General features: G+C 46.5%; 19 protein-coding genes. 8 read left to right on the top strand and 11 right to left on the bottom strand.

Annotation, left to right across the window (positions count from 1 at the left end; genetic code table 11):
* Window positions 1–21: 21 nt before the first annotated feature.
* The 5 genes from ACT6R0_RS02595 to ACT6R0_RS02575 form a co-directional block, all read right to left on the bottom strand.
* Window positions 22–2,292, bottom strand: coding sequence for a cation:proton antiporter (locus tag ACT6R0_RS02595; protein WP_444651020.1), 2,271 nt, complete (start codon window positions 2,290–2,292; stop codon window positions 22–24).
* A 112-nt stretch (window positions 2,293–2,404) separates the two neighbouring features.
* Window positions 2,405–3,124 (bottom strand): LytR/AlgR family response regulator transcription factor, encoded by a 720-nt coding sequence (locus ACT6R0_RS02590; protein WP_444651018.1) that lies wholly within the window; start codon window positions 3,122–3,124, stop codon window positions 2,405–2,407.
* Window positions 3,090–3,842, bottom strand: coding sequence for a sensor histidine kinase (locus ACT6R0_RS02585; RefSeq protein WP_444651016.1), 753 nt, complete (start codon window positions 3,840–3,842; stop codon window positions 3,090–3,092). The genes ACT6R0_RS02590 and ACT6R0_RS02585 overlap by 35 nt, the downstream gene beginning before the upstream one ends.
* A gap of 129 nt (window positions 3,843–3,971) precedes the next feature.
* Window positions 3,972–4,355, bottom strand: coding sequence for a rhodanese-like domain-containing protein (locus ACT6R0_RS02580; protein WP_444651015.1), 384 nt, complete (start codon window positions 4,353–4,355; stop codon window positions 3,972–3,974).
* 3 nt (window positions 4,356–4,358) lie between these two features.
* Entirely contained in the window at window positions 4,359–4,877 is a 519-nt protein-coding gene (locus ACT6R0_RS02575) for a thioredoxin family protein (RefSeq protein ID WP_444651014.1), read from the bottom strand.
* Window positions 4,878–5,075: 198 nt separating this feature from the next.
* On the opposite strand from ACT6R0_RS02575, the gene ACT6R0_RS02570 reads away from it, so the two are divergent.
* Window positions 5,076–5,507, top strand: a complete 432-nt coding sequence (locus ACT6R0_RS02570) for a response regulator (protein ID WP_444651012.1) — start codon at window positions 5,076–5,078, stop codon at window positions 5,505–5,507.
* Between the two features lie 93 nt (window positions 5,508–5,600).
* Here the strand turns inward: ACT6R0_RS02570 and ACT6R0_RS02565 are convergent, their stop codons facing one another.
* The 3 genes from ACT6R0_RS02565 to ACT6R0_RS02555 are packed head-to-tail and all read right to left on the bottom strand — an operon-like array spanning window position 5,601 to window position 7,113.
* The gene (locus tag ACT6R0_RS02565) at window positions 5,601–5,918 is read right to left on the bottom strand and encodes a rhodanese-like domain-containing protein (protein WP_444651010.1); all 318 of its coding nucleotides are present in this window, start codon (window positions 5,916–5,918) and stop codon (window positions 5,601–5,603) included.
* A gap of 25 nt (window positions 5,919–5,943) precedes the next feature.
* Window positions 5,944–6,552: a thioredoxin family protein gene (locus ACT6R0_RS02560; RefSeq protein WP_444651008.1), complete on the bottom strand. Its 609-nt coding sequence runs from the start codon at window positions 6,550–6,552 to the stop codon at window positions 5,944–5,946.
* Between the two features lie 9 nt (window positions 6,553–6,561).
* Window positions 6,562–7,113 (bottom strand): TlpA disulfide reductase family protein, encoded by a 552-nt coding sequence (locus ACT6R0_RS02555; protein ID WP_444651007.1) that lies wholly within the window; start codon window positions 7,111–7,113, stop codon window positions 6,562–6,564.
* A 137-nt stretch (window positions 7,114–7,250) separates the two neighbouring features.
* Between ACT6R0_RS02555 and ACT6R0_RS02550 the strand changes: the two genes are divergently transcribed.
* Together ACT6R0_RS02550 and ACT6R0_RS02545 are read left to right on the top strand one after the other, a co-directional pair.
* The gene (locus ACT6R0_RS02550) at window positions 7,251–7,709 is read left to right on the top strand and encodes a MarR family winged helix-turn-helix transcriptional regulator (protein WP_444651005.1); all 459 of its coding nucleotides are present in this window, start codon (window positions 7,251–7,253) and stop codon (window positions 7,707–7,709) included.
* Between the two features lie 45 nt (window positions 7,710–7,754).
* Complete coding sequence (locus tag ACT6R0_RS02545) at window positions 7,755–8,324, top strand: YceI family protein (protein ID WP_444651003.1); 570 nt, start codon at window positions 7,755–7,757, stop codon at window positions 8,322–8,324.
* Window positions 8,325–8,516: 192 nt separating this feature from the next.
* Here ACT6R0_RS02545 and cysK read toward each other — a convergent pair whose 3' ends face one another.
* Both cysK and epsC read right to left on the bottom strand, forming a co-directional pair.
* Window positions 8,517–9,425: a cysteine synthase A gene (gene cysK / locus ACT6R0_RS02540; protein ID WP_444651001.1), complete on the bottom strand. Its 909-nt coding sequence runs from the start codon at window positions 9,423–9,425 to the stop codon at window positions 8,517–8,519.
* A gap of 12 nt (window positions 9,426–9,437) precedes the next feature.
* Entirely contained in the window at window positions 9,438–10,253 is an 816-nt protein-coding gene (gene epsC, locus ACT6R0_RS02535) for a serine O-acetyltransferase EpsC (RefSeq protein WP_444650999.1), read from the bottom strand.
* Window positions 10,254–10,522: 269 nt separating this feature from the next.
* Between epsC and ACT6R0_RS02530 the strand changes: the two genes are divergently transcribed.
* From ACT6R0_RS02530 to ACT6R0_RS02510, 5 genes are all read left to right on the top strand, one after another.
* The gene (locus ACT6R0_RS02530; protein WP_444652310.1) at window positions 10,523–11,089 is read left to right on the top strand and encodes an anthranilate synthase component II; all 567 of its coding nucleotides are present in this window, start codon (window positions 10,523–10,525) and stop codon (window positions 11,087–11,089) included.
* A 196-nt stretch (window positions 11,090–11,285) separates the two neighbouring features.
* On the top strand, window positions 11,286–11,909 hold the full coding sequence (locus ACT6R0_RS02525) for a TetR family transcriptional regulator (protein ID WP_444650998.1): 624 nt from the start codon (window positions 11,286–11,288) through the stop codon (window positions 11,907–11,909).
* Window positions 11,910–11,919: 10 nt separating this feature from the next.
* The gene (locus tag ACT6R0_RS02520; protein ID WP_444656258.1) at window positions 11,920–13,257 is read left to right on the top strand and encodes a TolC family protein; all 1,338 of its coding nucleotides are present in this window, start codon (window positions 11,920–11,922) and stop codon (window positions 13,255–13,257) included.
* A gap of 5 nt (window positions 13,258–13,262) precedes the next feature.
* Window positions 13,263–14,351: an HlyD family secretion protein gene (locus tag ACT6R0_RS02515; RefSeq protein ID WP_444650994.1), complete on the top strand. Its 1,089-nt coding sequence runs from the start codon at window positions 13,263–13,265 to the stop codon at window positions 14,349–14,351.
* A gap of 1 nt (window position 14,352) precedes the next feature.
* Window positions 14,353–15,942, top strand: a complete 1,590-nt coding sequence (locus tag ACT6R0_RS02510; protein WP_444650992.1) for an MDR family MFS transporter — start codon at window positions 14,353–14,355, stop codon at window positions 15,940–15,942.
* A 141-nt stretch (window positions 15,943–16,083) separates the two neighbouring features.
* Here the strand turns inward: ACT6R0_RS02510 and yaaA are convergent, their stop codons facing one another.
* Window positions 16,084–16,842, bottom strand: a complete 759-nt coding sequence (gene yaaA, locus ACT6R0_RS02505) for a peroxide stress protein YaaA (RefSeq protein WP_444650990.1) — start codon at window positions 16,840–16,842, stop codon at window positions 16,084–16,086.
* Window positions 16,843–16,919 lie beyond the last annotated feature (77 nt).

The raw sequence follows: 16,919 nt of genomic DNA, 5'->3' as shown, positions 1-16,919 counted from the left end.
ACAAAAACGCCTCCCTTATCATTATTCCTTTATTATTAAAAGTGAAGGGGTATTATTGAGCCATGTACTGCGCGATTCTACCAGTTTTTTCCAACTGTCCACGCTGATGATCATCAGGTCCTGCTCTTCAAGGAATTCCTTCTCTATCTTTCTCTGGCTCAGCAGCTTGATATGATTGGGTACATTATGCTCTATCGCACGTATGCTTTCTTTTATTTCGGCATTGTTCTTTACCATTCCATCAGCATCCAGTACGGTAACCTGAGATCCCGCATTGCTGATTAGCCTTTGGACGAAATTGATTAGGAATGCATCGGCCGGATCGAAAATGGTCACAAAAACCCTGTCGGTACTTTTAAATTCCTTATCGACCAAAATACCCACAGGCGCTTCAGTTTTACTCAGGATATGTTGTGTCTTGTCATCGAAAGGTGAGTTTTCAAATAGCTTTTCCTTACCGGTAAAGGTATTCAGCAGGCTCTCCGGGTTGATGATACGTGTGGTAAAGCCTAATATCTTTCCTAATAATGTCCCCTCAAATATCGATCGGCCTATGTCGATCAATACCAGGTCGAACTCACCTTTGTTGGCCACGATGGTGATATCGCTGTCCATATCGGTAGTAGCCTTGAACAGCGTGGTTACTTTTTGGTTCAGGGCTTCAGCTTCGGCCAAAACAGGCTTAAAGCTTTCCTTTTCATACTCCTCAAGGTTAAAGGTATGTATCTCGCTGCTGGGCGATGTATGCATGGCCGTTACCATGGCATTGCCATTCATCTTCCTTACAAAGGCGTTTGCGAGCTTTAGCAGTGTCTTACCTCCTTCGGGGCTGTCAAAGGATACCAGCACCTTAAACTTGCTCACCTGGCGTATCTCTGCCGGAATATAGTTTTTCTTACGGTTGTAAATATATCCTATGAGGTCGAGCGCAGGGCCGGTCATAAATGTGGTCGCCAGTGCCATGATCACCATCATCGAGAATATCTCTGTAGAAAGAACGCCAAGCTCCAGGCCTATGTTAAGTACGATAAGCTCCATAAGGCCTCGCGTATTCATTAGCGCGCCTATGGTAAGGCTGTCACGCCAGTTTTGCCCGACGAACCTTGCCGTGAGCGCGCTGCCTACGAACTTACCCACTACCGCGACGGCAATGATAAGCCCGCAGACTTTCCACATATAGGGATCGTTCAGCAGGCCGATATTGGTGTTAAGCCCTGTAAAAACAAAAAACAGCGGCAAAAGCATTACCTGCGAAACATCTTCGACCTTTTCGATGAATATGCTGCGGAAACGCATATTCTCGGGCATGATGGCACCCGCCATGAACGCACCGAACAATGCGTGGATACCAATGATCTCTGTAGTGTAGGCAGAAATGAGCAGCGTAAGGAAAAATATCGCAACAACAGGCTTGGTTATATTTTCGCGGTTGCTGAACAATTCGCCTATTTTTTTGAGGAACGGCTTTACGACCAAAAGCATCAGGAATACGTAAGCTATTGACAATCCGATAATGTATAGGGAACTTACAAAACTGCCCGCCTTTACTATCGCAATGACCGCCGCCAGAATGCACCATGCTGTAACGTCGTCAGCCGCGGCGCAGGTAATTACCATGGCACCTATGCGGGTGCGGTGCAGGCCACGTTCCTGCACTATCCTTGCCAGTACCGGAAATGCGGTTATACTCATGGCGATACCCATGAAAAGCCCGAATGCCATGAACTCCACACCTTCAGGGGCGAATTGCGTGTAAATGAAATAGGCCAGCCCAAGCCCCAGGGTAAAAGGTATTATGATACTGGCATGGCTGATGATCACTGCATCTTTGGCCTTGTTTTTAAGGGCGCTCAGATCGAGTTCCATGCCCACTACGTACATAAAGAGGATAAGCCCTATCTGGCTCAGGAATTGGAGGTTGCCTTTAGACCCATCGGGAAATAGAAGCGCTGAATATTCAGGGAGGTATGTTCCTACCAATGATGGGCCCAAAACTATACCGGCTATCATTTCGCCAATAACAGTAGGCTGCCCGATCTTTTTGCATATCCAGCCAAAGAAACGGGCTACGAAAATAATGGTCACGATCTGTACCAGCAGGATGGCAAGCGGGTGCTTAAGGTTGTGCTGCAATGATGCCAGGAAATCTTCCCACTGCCCTACACCAGATGCCTGAGATACTATCTCCCGGCCATCCTCAAGGCTTTTGCCATTTTGGAGCGTCAGGTATATCAATACAGAAAAAAAGACTACGACCGCAATGTAAAAAACGGTATTCCTTAAGTTTTTCATACGTGTTATTGGCTAAAAGTGCCACAATATTACACAGAAAAATTATGTTAACACCACATTAAGGATCTCAGAAAAAGGTTTTGTAGTAAAGAGGGAGAATTATGTAATGAAACTACTTCTTCAGTTTGGCAGTAAAGTCGCTCCTGTAGATCTCGCTGAGCGGGAAGGTGTAATGCCTACCGTCGGGCAGCAGCATATCGGCGCGTATCTCGTCATGCGAGTAGTACTGTACGTGCCTGAGCGCTATCACGGCTTTCTTATTGATGCGTGCGAACTGATCGGCAGGAAGCATCTCAAGCAGCTTCTCGAACGAACAGTTCTTGGCCGTGATCTTTGTCCCGTCGCCCATCAGCAATATCTTGTCGCGGCTGTCAATGTCTGATGTAAGCGCGCAGAATATCTTTGCGGTGCTTATCTGCGCCTTGCCCCTGTCGGTATTCAGCTGTATCTGCTTCGGGGCTTGCCGGGGCTTGTTCATCCTGGCAATAACCTTTTCTACAGCCTGGTGCAGGCGTTCCGGCTTTACGGGTTTCACCACATAATCGGCAGCATCCCTGTCGAACGCATCAACAGCAAATTCCTTGTAAGCAGTGGTAAATATGATTGCCTTGCCCTTTACCACATCAGCCACCTGAAGGCCGTTCATACCCGGCATTTCGATATCGGTAATAAGCAGGTCGAAGTCCAGTGACTCCCACTCGCGCAGGAGTGTCTCAGGGCTGTTAAAGGCTTTTACCACCTCCAGTGCGTCCATCTGCTCGCATATCATTTTAAGGTAAGCCAGCCCGGGCAACTCATCATCCAGCAGTAAGCATTTTATTTTTGTATTCAAGCAGGTTTATTTTTAAATGGGCTACATACAGGTCTTCCTCTACGTGGCGTTCCAGCTTGTAGCATGATTTATAGATTATCTTTAGGCGCTGTTCCAAAGTCGCCGCACCTATGCCGCCGTGTTCTTTAAGGAATGCCGATCTACCCGATATTTTATTGGTTACCGTCATCGAGAAATAATTGTCCCTGAATTCGATAACTATCGATATGAACGCATCTGGGCTTTGCAGGTCGGCATGCTTAAAGGCGTTCTCGATCAGGTCGATGGAAATGAGCGGCGCCATGATCTTTTCTGTATACAACGGGTCCTGCTCATCGATCTTCTTTTTAATGTTGATGGAAAAAAGCGGACTTATCTTGATCTTGTTGATCTCGATAAGGTTAAGCGCGAACTCGATCTCCTCCTTTGGGCTGACGAAGCGGTTTTGGCTTTCATATAAAATGAAGTCGAGCACGTTCGACAGCTTATCCATAGCAAAATATGTTTGATACGCGTGCGACTGTATGGAGTTGAGGATGTTCTTGAACAGGTGCGGATTGAGCCGTGCCTCCAGCGTTTGGAGCTGTAGGGTATTCGCTTTGTTCTCCATCTCTACAAAGCGTGTCTCCAGCTTTTTCCTGACCCTTTCGGAACGGTACAGTCGAAATATGAGCACACCGATCATTACCGAGAACAGTCCCAGTATGACGATGAGTATGATGTTGAGTGGGGTGGCCATTTTATTTCAGATTGTAGATTTCATATTTCAGATTGAGCTTCACTCTTGCCTTAAATCCCCTTTCAATCTAACTGAGTCCAATTGAGTATGAGTGGCAATCTGAAATCTACGATCTGAGATCTGAAATTATTATTTAACGGGTTTGCCTGCTTCGGTCCACGCATCGGTGCCGCCCTGTAGCTCCACAATGTGTGTAAAGCCTTTTGCCTTTAGCGTGTCAACCGCTTCAGAGCTGCGCCCTCCCGCCTTGCAGTACACATACACTGTTTTCTTCTTGTCAAGCTTATCCACGCGCTGGCTGAAGTCCTTATCATACAAATGGATGTTCTGCGCGCCTTCCAGATGCCCGGCGCCAAATTCCTTTGGCGTGCGCACATCGATAAGTTGGCCTTTCTCAGCTGCCATCTGCTTCTCGAATTGTGCGGGTGGTACCAGTTCAACCCCTTTCTTCTCCTGGGCTTCGCATGAAAGTAACGAGAATGTGGCTAAAAAAAGGAATAGTAACTTCTTCATCACTTATTTTTTAATGGTAAATGTTCCTGTGATCACAGCAAGCTCTTTTTTTGATAGCTTTGAAGTCTTTTTGAGCTTTTCGATAAACACCGCAACTTCTTCCGGGCTTGCCGGACAGCCAAGGTTCTCGCCCTTGTCGTTATTGGAGTCGGCCAGCAACGTACCTTTATCGTCAAGTATCACCCAATAAGGCAGCCCAGATCTCTCTCCTTTATATTTTTTAAGCACCTCCGCGCCACCCGGAGTTTCGAGGGCTTTATTCTTAGGCGATTCCTGTACCGTGATGTGCGCTGTGACATAATTATCATCGAACAGTTTTTTGCAGGCATCACTATTCATATTGTTGTCCATTTTCTTGCACCAGCTGCACCATGAGGCATGGAACATCAGGAATACTTTTTTATTCTCTTTTTTTGCCTGGGCCGATGCTTTATCCAAAATGGTGGTCGCATTTTCCTGTGCTGATGCCGATGCGAATCCTGCCAGCACGAACAGGATCATGGCTGCTATTTTAATTTTCATTGCTACTATTTTTTTAGTAGTGCCAAGGTAATGAAAATAGTTTTTATGACTTTAGAATTTTTGTATCTGTAAAAACTTACTAATTGTTAAATTTTACAAATAATTCTGCTTCAAACATAAATTGAGTTTCAAAATAATTTCTATTTTGCACGCCAACACACCCGAACAAAACTAAATTTAAAAAACCCGCACCTATTTATGAAAATGCACAGGGATATACTTGTGATCGAGGATGATGAAGATGACAGGGATATTTTGAGGGAGATATTCCGTGACCTTGGTTACAAGAATAAGATCGTATTTTTTTCTGATAGTACAGAAGCTCTTGACTACATCCGAAAGCCGGAAATTGAGCCTTTCATTATCATTTCCGATATTAACATGCCCAAATTGGGCGGTTTTGAGCTCCGTAATATTATATTGAACGAAGAGTTGATACTTGACAAGGACATTCCCTACATCTTTATTTCGAACGCGCAGGATGAGCATTCGCTAAAGCAGGCCAATAAGCTTTCGATACAGGGTTACATCCACAAAGGGAACGATTACAACAAATACAAGGAGAAAATAAAGAACCTCATTGACTACTGGAAAGTGAATGTGAATAGTTTTTCTTCAAAAAGACAATAAAGAACGGGCTGCGATAAACAGCCCGTTTTATTTTTGCCATGAATTAACACAAATAAAAATTGATGGAATTTGTGTAATTAAAGGCTAACTTTTCTACTCCTCCGGTGCAACGACCGGGCCGCCCCAACCATTCATGCCGCCCACAAGGTTGTAGGTAGCCTCAAAGCCCAGTTGCCCCATGATGTTGCACGCCTGGCCACTCCTCGCCCCTGCGGCGCAGTATACATAGTAATTCTTTGACTTGTCCAGTTCTTCAAGGCTGTAAATAAAGCCCTGCCCTTTGTAAATATCGATATTAATAGCGCCGGGTATGATGCCGCGGCTCCATTCGTCGGCAGTGCGCACATCCAGGATAACGGCATTACCGTCTTCCTGCAGCTTGCTCCACCATTCTTCTTGTGAAATGTTCATTGGTTATAAATTTTATGCAAAAGTATTATGCTTTTATCGAACAGCCAATAGCTTTTGTTTCTTTAACCGGAACTTCTTTGTTCTTAAGAAGTGCATCCACGGCATTCTCTACATATTTTGTCTTTACGGCTTTGGCATCTTCATAATTATCATCGATAGCGCCAATATATTTCACCACATTGCCCTTGGCAGTTTTTTGCAACAGATAAACGTGCGGGGTCTTGGTAGCGCCATACTGTGGGTAGATCTTCTGGCCGTCATCAAGCAGGTATGGAAATGTGAATTTTTTCTCTTTTGCCCTTTGCTGCATTTTGGCGAAGCTGTCGTCTTTTTGCTTTTCAGGGTTGTTCGGATTGATGGCAACTACCGGGTAGCCCAGTTTTTTATATTTGGCATCCAGCGCTACGATCCTGTCTTCATAAGCCACCGCATACGGGCAGTGGTTGCATGTAAACACCACAATGTAGCCTTTGGCATCCTTAATGTCTTTCAACGAGACCATTTTGTTGTTCACATTCTTCAGGCTGAAGTCGGTGGCAACATCGCCCACTTTATATCCTGCAACAGGTTTCACTGTAAAGGCAGCTATGAGCCCTACGGCCAAAAATAATCCTACGAACTTTATTGTCTTCATATATGCTTGTTATTTAAAATTGCTTACTTCTTTTTCGAGTTCTTCGTATGTGAATGATCTTTCGAAGAACTTGCGCTTGTCCTTACTATATATTACTGTTGCCGGAATAGCGCCGGTCCACGTGGTATCTACTTTCGGCAGCCAGGTATTCTGGTCGGGGTCCTGCAGGAACAGCACCTCACTTTTCAATTGCCTTTCCTTTATGAATGGGAGCAGTTTGCTTTCTACATGCTTTGACATATCAAGGCTTACCAGTACTACTTTCACCTTATCTTCCTTATACTTTTCATTCAGTTTTTCAAAATGCGGAAGTTCTTCCACACATGGTACGCACCACGTTGCCCAAAAGTTAACCACATAGGTCGTGTCGTTTTGCTTTTTGAGGAAATGCTCCAACCCGTTAAAGTCGTAAGCTTTGACCGAAACGCCATTGGCACTGTATACTTTCAGCGGTTTCGGGGCTGGATCTTCCGCTATCACAGCCTTCTCCTCTTTCTTTCCGCAGGAGAATAATGCAAAGGCTGACAAAGCTGCAATGATAGAATTTCTTGTATATCGCACTATCTTCAATTTTTAAGGAAGCTAAAATTAGGCAAAAATTACCCTCCTGACTTATTTTCGTAAAATTTAACATAACTATTATATATACAATTAAAAACTTTTATAAATTTGTATATACAAATTTTGTAGTTGTAACTATGAAGATAGAAGATGCAATAAAGTCGACAACAGCATTGTCCCCAAGCAAAAGGACGATACTTAATATCATGTACACACAGATCGTTTTGTCCGAGACATTTAATGAGGTGCTCAAACCCCATGACCTTTCTACGGAGCAATTCAACGTCTTGAGGATATTACGCGGACAAAAAGGGAAGCCTGCCAACATGGGCCTTATCCAGGAACGTATGATATCCAAAACAAGCAACACTACCCGCCTGGTAGACAAGCTGTTGCTGAAAGAACTCGTTACCCGCGAAGTTTGCCCCGAGAACCGCCGCAAAATGGATATTGCCATTACTGAAAAGGGCATCGAAGTGCTTGCCGCGCTGGACCCTGAGGTGGACAGGCATGAACAGGCTTACGCCGATAACCTTAGCGAAGATGAACTAACAACATTTAACCTCCTGCTTGAGAAATACCGCGGGGAACAATAACAATAGTACCTTTAATCTTTTAAACTAAATAAATAATTTTTGAACATGAAAAACCTAAAGACAATCGCTATCGCTTTCGTAGCAGCCCTTTCAACATTTGCAGCTACAGCACAGGAAAAAAAGATCGATACAAAAACAAGTAAGATCGTATGGGTAGGTGAAAAACTTACCGGCACTCACTCAGGGACCATCGACTTTAAAGAAGGTGTTATCATCATCCGTAAAGGAAAACTTACAGGTGGTTCGTTCACTGCCGATATGAACTCACTACAGGTAACCGACCTTAAAGCAGGTGAAGGCAAAGAGAAACTGGAAGGCCACCTGAAAGCTGATGACTTCTTCGGTACGGCAACACACCCAACCGCAAAGATCCTTTTCAAAACGATCAAAGCTAAATCTGCAGATGTTTACACTGTGACTGCCGACCTTACCATCAAAAACATTACAAAGCCGGTAACATTCGACCTTACGGTAGGCAAGAACTCTGCAACAACTACCTTTAAAGTTGACAGGACGAAATATGACATTAAGTACGGTTCAAAAAGCTTCGTTGAAGGAATTGGCGATAAAGCCATCTATGACGAATTCGAGCTTACCGTAAACCTTAAGTTCTAATTAGTATTTAAATTGAAAATGTAAAAGCCCCTTTCAGTAATGAGAGGGGCTTTTTTATGTATTGAATAAAAGCACGTTGTTATTCTGACAAAGGAAGAATCCCCTAACAAATGAATATTTCGGATAATTCCCATTCCGAAATTCCATCTGAGTGAAGTTTCTCCTTCTTCTTTGGAGAGGGCCGGGGTGAGGCTAAAACAACCCCTCGATAGACAAGTACCTTTCGCCCGTATCGTAATTAAATGTCAGCACCACGGCATCTTGAGGTATTTCGGCCAGCTTTTTATTAACCGCCGCTAGTGAAGCACCTGTGGATATCCCGCCCAGCAGTCCCTCCTCTTTTGCGGCACGGCGTGCAAAGTCAAACGCTTCATCCTTACCTACCTGTATCACGCCATCAATAAGGTTGCTTTGGTAGATGGAAGGCACAAACCCTGCTCCTATGCCCTGTATAGGGTGCAGTCCCGGAGTTCCGCCGCTCAATACAGGTGATAATTCGGGCTCAACAGCGAATACCTTCAGGTCGGGCCATTCTTTCTTTAAAACGGACGCTATACCTGTTATATGCCCTCCCGTACCCACACCGGTAATGATGTAATTGACCCCATCGGGAAAGTCGGCCAGGATCTCCTGTGCGGTCGTACGCTCGTGTACAGCTACATTAGCCGGATTGTCAAACTGGCGCGGTGACCATGCATTCGGGGTTGAGGCCGTCAGCTCTGCCGCTTTTTCGATCGCGCCTTTCATGCCCTTTTCGCGTGGGGTCAGCTCGAACTCCGCACCGTATATCGACATCAGTTTGCGGCGCTCCACGCTCATCGATTCGGGCATTACCAAAATTAGCTTGTAGCCTTTAACCGCCGCCACCAACGCAAGACCTATCCCTGTGTTGCCCGAGGTCGGCTCAATGATAACGCTATCCTTATTGAGCAGGCCCTTCGCCTCGGCATCCTCGATCATGGCCAGGGCGATCCTGTCCTTTATGCTGTTGCCCGGGTTGTTGCGCTCCAGCTTTATCCATACGTTGCGCCCGCTATAGAGCCTGCTTAACTGCACGTGCGGCGTGCCTCCTATCGTCTTCAGTATTGAATCTGCTTTCATATATTTCAAAATTTATATTACAAAGTTTAACGGTTCAGGGAATAGCTCCTTTGTTTTTATGGTGACCTCGCTCTTGTGGTACACCATAGAGTTAGGCGGGATGGAGTGAGTGATCCATACATTCCCGCCAATGACCGACCCCTCTCCTATCACGGTACTCCCGCCGAGTATCGTGGCATTAGCATAAATGGTTACGTTATCACCAATGGTTGGGTGGCGTTGTACAGAAGCTTCGGCCTTGCTTACGCTTAACGCGCCGAGGGTCACGCCTTGGTACATTTTTACATCGTTACCAATGATAGCCGTTTCGCCAATGACGATGCCCGTGCCGTGGTCGATGAAGAAGCGCTCGCCTATCTGCGCGCCGGGATGGATGTCGATACCCGTCTTACCATGCACATATTCACTGAGCATTCGGGGCAGGATAGGTATGCGGTTGAGCCAGAATTCGTGCGCTATGCGGTATACGGTTATGGCAAAAAATCCGGGATACGAAACCAGTACCTCGCCTCTGGATCTTGCGGCCGGATCAAACTCGAAAATAGCTTTTAAATCATCTTCAAGTTTTTGATGAAGTAAAAATACCTTATCTTTTAAATACAAGATAAATGCATCAATAGTAATTATGTCCATTCCCGACGTATCAAGCAGCTCGGATAGCAGTTCTTCCAGTTCCTTTTCCTTCGTCAGGAAATAGTTATGATCAGCATATTTAGGGCCGATGCAAAACATCCACTGGAAGAATTCCTCTACCCAATAAATGGTCCTTCCCTTATCGGGGAGCACGCCGGAGCGGAGGTAATTCGCGGTATATACGGGGTGTTTCATAATATAAAATAAAAGCCCCTCTTGCGGGAGGAGCTTGTGTGGAAACTAAACTTACATTTGATGCATCATGCCACAAAAAACCCTTCCTTTACAAAAGGACAACAACCGGAGAACATGGTTTTTTGCAGCAATGTCATAATTATTTTAATTGGATGCGGTACAAACTTAAGCAAAAATATTTTATTAGTCTACTAAATTAGTAGATTTATAAGTTTATCAAAAAAACGGGCAGAATGCTTACATTTGCAGGCAACTATCTCACTTTTTTTATGAAAAAGATCCTTGTTATCGATAATTATGACAGTTTCACCTATAACCTGGTGCATTACCTTGAGGCATTAGATGCCAAAGTAACCGTACTGCGCAATGACGAGGTTCTGATAGACGAACCTGCGGACTACGACAAGATACTGCTCTCGCCCGGCCCGGGGGTCCCAGATGAGGCCGGACTGCTGAAGGACATTATAAAAAAATATGCCCCGACCAAAAGCATTCTCGGTATATGCCTTGGGCAACAGGCAATTGGCGAGGTTTTCGGCGGAAGCCTTATCAATCTGGAAGAAGTGTACCACGGGGTGGCCGCAACCATAACGATAACCGCGGATGACGAGCTGCTTTATGCGGGACTGCCTCCCGAAATTGAAGTAGGGCGCTACCATTCCTGGAGCGTTGACCCAGACACTTTACCCGATGTCCTGGAAGTGACTTCGGTAGATGGAAGAGGGCAGGTAATGTCAATACGCCATAAGTTTTTAGATGTAAAAGGAGTGCAATTCCACCCCGAATCCATACTCACACCCTTTGGAAAAACCATACTGGCCAACTGGCTAACTTAAATCAAGTAATGGAACAATAACTTCATATAATGTAATTTAATATTTTGATTATAAATATATTAAATTAACTTAATAGAAATTATCTATTAGACTTTTCGAAACCGTTTTCTGTTAACATATTGTTAATATTTATTTTAAACAAACGTTTAATTTAAACAAGTGTTTAACTTTGCGCCGTGATCCAAACATACAGGCAATGACAGATTTTAACGACAAGCAACTCGACATTTTGCAGGCAGCTGAAAAGCTGTTTGCCGAAGAAGGTTTTGACGGTGCTTCCATCCGTAACATAGCCAAAGAAGCCAATGTGAATATTGCGATGATCTCGTACTATTTCGGCTCAAAGGAAAAACTCCTCGAAGCCCTTATCGTTCACCGCATATCAGGCATGAGGATGCAGTTGGAGCATATCTCCCACGAAGACCTCTCCCCGCTTGAGAAAGCAGACCGCCTTATCGACCTTTACATTTCGCGCATAAACAAGAACAAATGCATGTACCAGATCCTGCATTTTGAACTTTCTTCGCGGAAGCGCGGGGTGGATATGAATGCCTTTACCGATATAAAACGGGCCAACTTTGAGGCGTTTAAGAAAATCATTCGTGAAGGCCAGGATACAGGTGTATTTGTGAAAGATGTGAATGTCGCACTTATCCCTCCTACCATCTTAGGCACGCTGGTGCACTTCCGTATGAACCGCTCGTTCATGGCCCCGCTTCTCGGGCTGGATACCGACGAAGCCTTTGAGGCTTATATTGAAAATGAGCTTACGACCCACATAAAACGAACCATTAAAGCGCTTTTATTACATGAAAATTAGAAATTTAGCAATGGGAAGCCTCCTCTTCCTGGGTGTCGCAGCGCATGCCCAGCAAAAGAAGCCGCTCCCGCTGGAGGAGGCCATCGCGCTCGTGGTGAACAACAGCACCGAGGCAGGCCTCGCCAACACCCGCGTGGCTACATCCAAACTGGATGTGGATAACGTGAAGAACAATGTTTACCCCGAATTCAAGGTATCCGCGCAGTACATGAGGATCACTAACCCGACCGTGAAGTTCAGGATCCCTACCGGCAGCAGCGAACCTGCTGAACCGGGCGAGGAGACCGGAAGCTCGGCATCGCCCGAAGTGAACCGTATCATGTTCGGGCAGGCAAGCCTGAGCATGCCGCTATTCTCGGGCTTTAAGCTGAAGAACAGCATTGATGCCTCGGAGAACATTTACAAGGCACAAACGTTCAATGCGGCCAGCACCAAGGAGCAGCTTGCCATGCAGGCGATCGTGCTGTATGTGAACCTGTACAAGGCACAGGAGTCCATCGCCCTGATACAGGAGAACCTGAAGAGCGCCAACCAGCGTGTGGCCGACTTCTCGGCCATGGAGCAGAACGGCCTGCTTGCCCGCAACGACCTGTTGAAGGCGCAGCTGCAGGTGAGCAACATCCAATTGACATTAGACGATGCCCGTAAAAAAGCCGCTGTGATCAATTATCAGCTTGTGACCCTGCTTAGGCTACCCGAGAACACCGAAATACAGCCTGACGGGGCTTATTTCAGGAATTCAGGCAGTATTACGCCCCCATCGTCGGCTACAGATGCGATGGCACAGCGCAGTGACCTAGAGGCGGCAAGGTGGCAGCAAAAGGCAGCTGAGTCGGAAATAAAGGTGGCAAGAGGCGATTATTATCCTTCGATAGCACTATCGGCAGGTTATGTAGCGCTTGACATACAGAATGTGGTTCAGGTATACAATGCCGTGAACTTTGGGGTGGGCGTGTCGTATGACATTTCGAGCATCTTCAAGAACGATAAAAAAGTGAAGGCTGCCCAGAGCCGTGCAAAGGAAACGCAATACCAGGTAGACCTGCTCTCTGACCGTGTGAAGATACAGGTAAAGGAAGCACAGGAGAACTATGACCTTTCGCTAAAGCAGAGCAAAGTGTATGACGAAGCGCTTGCACAGGCGGCTGAGAACTACAGGATCGTAAAGGACAAGTACGACAATGGCCTTGTAGACACCAATGACCTGCTGGAGGCTGATGTAGAGCAGCTGCAGGCACAGCTTAACCAGACATTTTCCAAAGCCGACATAACACAGCGTTACTACGAACTGCTTAACGCCTCAGGCAAACTCACCGGATCGTTCGATCTTCAATCAAATCAAAACTAATCACCATGGAAAAAAACGAAAAGAAAAAAACGAATAAAAAATTCCTCATCATCCTGATCGTCCTTGTGGTGCTGGGTGGTGTTTACGGGACATTCAAGTACATGCATGCCCAGGCGCACGAAGAAACTGACGATGCCCAGGTGGAACGCAACATGAACCCCATCATACCACGCGTTACGGGATATGTGACCAAAGTGTATGTGAAGGATAACGACATCGTGAAAAAAGGCGATACGCTTTTTGTGATCGATGATAAAGATTATGTGGTGCGTGTGGAAGATGCCAAAGCCGCCCTTGCCGCCGCCGAAGGCAATTATGAAGTTGCAAAAGCCGACATTGGTACGTCAAGCGCGAATGTATCGGTGTCCGAAGCGAACCTGCAGTCATCTAAAGGGAACATTGAAGCCGCTAAAGTACGACTGTGGAGGGCCGACAATGACTTTAAGCGTTTTGAGAACCTGTACAAGAACCATTCGATAACAAAGCAGCAGTTCGAGCAGGCACAGGCCACCAAGCAGGAGGCCGAGGCACAGCTGAAAGTACTACAGCAGCAACAGGCCGCCAGCAACTACCAGAAAAGTGTGAGCGTATCGCGTTCCAATGTTTCCGGCAAGCAGACCGAAGTGGCTTCTGCCAATATTAAAAGGGCGAAGGCCACGCTGGATGCCGCCAACCTCAACCTGGGGTATACCGTAGTTACCGCACAGGTGGATGGGCAAGTCTCTGCTATCGACATACAGCCCGGACAACTGGTACAGCCGGGACAGTCGCTGTTTTACATCATCGGCAGCCAGGAAACATGGGTGGTGGCCAACTTTAAGGAAACACAGCTCAATAAGATGAAGGAAGGCCAGAAAGTGACCATCAAGGCCGATGCCTTCCCTGATACCGAGTTTGAAGGCGAAATCACCTCTTTCTCCCCTGCTACAGGTTCACGTTTCTCGCTGCTGCCACCGGATAATGCTACGGGCAATTTCGTGAAAACGATACAAAGGCTTCCGGTAAAAATAAGCCTGACCCCAGCGAACGACAAGGAAAAAGTAAAACTGCTCCGCCCCGGCATGAACGTGGAGGTGGACGTACACGTAAAATAATATGGCAGCAACAGCGATCGTTCAGGAGGATCTGGTCGAACACGGCTTCAGGCGGGTTATCATCACGGTAACGGCAGTACTCTGCGCCCTGCTCGAAATTGTGGACACCACCATCGTGAACGTGGCCCTTAACGACATGCGCGGTACACTTGGCGCCACCCTTACCGATGTAGCCTGGGTGATCACCGCCTACGCGATCGCAAACGTGATCGTGATCCCAATGACAAGCTGGCTATCCCAGCAATTTGGCCGCAGGAATTATTTTGCCGTCTCTATTGTCATATTTACCGTTGCCTCATTCCTTTGCGGAAATGCCGGCAACATTTGGGAACTTGTCGCTTTCCGCTTCATACAGGGGCTTGGCGGTGGCGCGCTCCTGGTAACGGCACAGACCATCATAACCGAGAGCTATCCTCCCGAAAAACGCGGGATGGCGCAGGCAATATACGGTATGGGCGTTATCGTTGGACCTACACTCGGGCCGCCATTGGGTGGCTGGATCGTGGACAACTGGAGCTGGCCGTACATCTTTTATATCAATATTCCGATAGGCATCATTGCAACACTGCTAACCCTGATGTATGTGAAAAGCCCTAAATATGGCGAGAAACTGAAGGCCAACCAGGTGGACTGGTGGGGAATCGTATTGCTGGCATCGTTTATCGGGTCCCTGCAATATGTGCTGGAGCACGGGCAGCAGGACGATTGGTTTGCCGACGGTACGATCGTCACGCTGAGTGTAGTGACCGTTTTTGGGTTACTGGGCTTCATTTGGAGGGAACTTACCTATGAGCACCCCATAGTAAACTTAAGGGTTTTGAAAGACAGTAACCTGCGCATTGGTACTATCATGTGTTTCATGCTCGGTTTCGGCCTATACGGGTCAACATTCATTATACCGCTTTATACGCAGTCGATCTTAGGGTGGACGGCGCTGGATGCCGGATTATTGCTGGTGCCAAGCTCAATAATGACAGCTTTTATGATGCCGTTCATCGGGCAGATGATACAGCGGGGCGTGCCGCAAACCTATATGGTGGCAGTTGGCTTCCTGGTATTCTTCCTGTTCACCTTCTGGATGTTCAATGTCATGACACCTGATACAGGGGCTGAGCACTTCTTTTGGCCGCTTATCCTACGCGGTGTGGGCCTTGGCTTGCTGTTCGTACCGATAACAACCATGTCGCTGTCGTCCCTTAAAGGGAAAAGCATTGGTGAGGGCGCGGCCTTTACAGGCATGATGCGCCAGTTGGGCGGCTCGTTCGGGATCGCGATCATCACGACATTCATATCACGTTTTGCACAACAGCACAGGGTAGATGCCATTGCGCATCTGGATAGTGCAAGCTTTGAAGTGCAGCAGCGCGTAACGCAATTGCAGCAGGGCTTCATGTCGAAAGGCTTTAGTGCTAATGAGGCATTGGCGAAAGCGCACCAGATCATTGACTTTGGCGTTACCAAACAGGCTACTGTGCTGTCCTACATGGATGTATTCCTGTACCTCGGGATACTATTCCTAATATGCATACCATTCATTCTTTTGGTAAGAAGAGGCAAAACAAAAGTAGATATGAGCGAGGCGATGCATTAGGCCCCCTAACCCCCGAAGGGGGAACTCCACTCAAACCCATAAAAAATACTCCGGATAATTTTCGGAGCATTTTTTATTATATCCAATTGGCTTTTAGCGATCGGGGGGGCATTCCCCTTCGGGGGTTAGGGGGCTTGGCTTCTACCGGGTAAACACCAGTATATCTTTTGTCGAAAGCTTTGCATCAAAAGCATAACCATCATAGTTAAAACCCTTCAGGCCTTTCAGTGTCTTTACATTTTTGTCGATAATATAGCGCACCATCATGCCCCTCGCCTTTTTGGCATAAAAGCTCACCATGCGCAGCTGCCCATCTTTGTAATCCCTGAATTCGGGAGTAATTACAGGGACTTTGAGGGCTTTGGCATCAACCGCGTCAAAATACTCCTTACTGGCAAGGTTGACGAATAGTTCGCCCTCTTTCAATTCGTCATTCAACGCCTGTGTAACGATAGGCTTCCAGAATTCATACAAATTCTTATTCTCCCCAACGGGCATCTGCGTGCCCATTTCAAGCCTGTAGGGCTGAATGAGGTCGAGCGGTTTTAAAAGACCGTACAGTCCGGACAGTATCCTGAGCGTATCCTGCAATTTACCCACTTTAGCCGTTGGAATGGTATAGGCTTCCAGCCCTGTGTATACATCGCCATTAAAGGCATATACTGCCGGGCGGGCATTTTTTGTCGTAAACGGCGTGCTCCATTCCTGGTTGCGCTCCCAGTTGAGGTCGGCCAGCTTATCGGAAATGTCCATCAATTCCCTCAGTTGGGCAGGTGTTTTTTCTTTCAGCGTTTCGTGCACGGTCTCGGCATTCGCCAAAAAGGCAGGCTGGGTATGTTTGCGTGTAGGCAGTTTGGTTTCGTAATCGAGTGTTTTTGCAGGCGATATGACGATTTTCATTTGGGTCGTGTTTATATTTCAAAAGTAGTGACAGTATGGGAGAAGTGCAAATGGTTTTTAGTAGGAAGTATAAGGTC

The sequence above is a fragment of the Flavobacterium sp. genome (assembly GCF_052437795.1).
Lineage (GTDB): Bacteria > Bacteroidota > Bacteroidia > Flavobacteriales > Flavobacteriaceae > Flavobacterium.
This window is presented reverse-complemented; position numbering and strand designations above follow the sequence as displayed.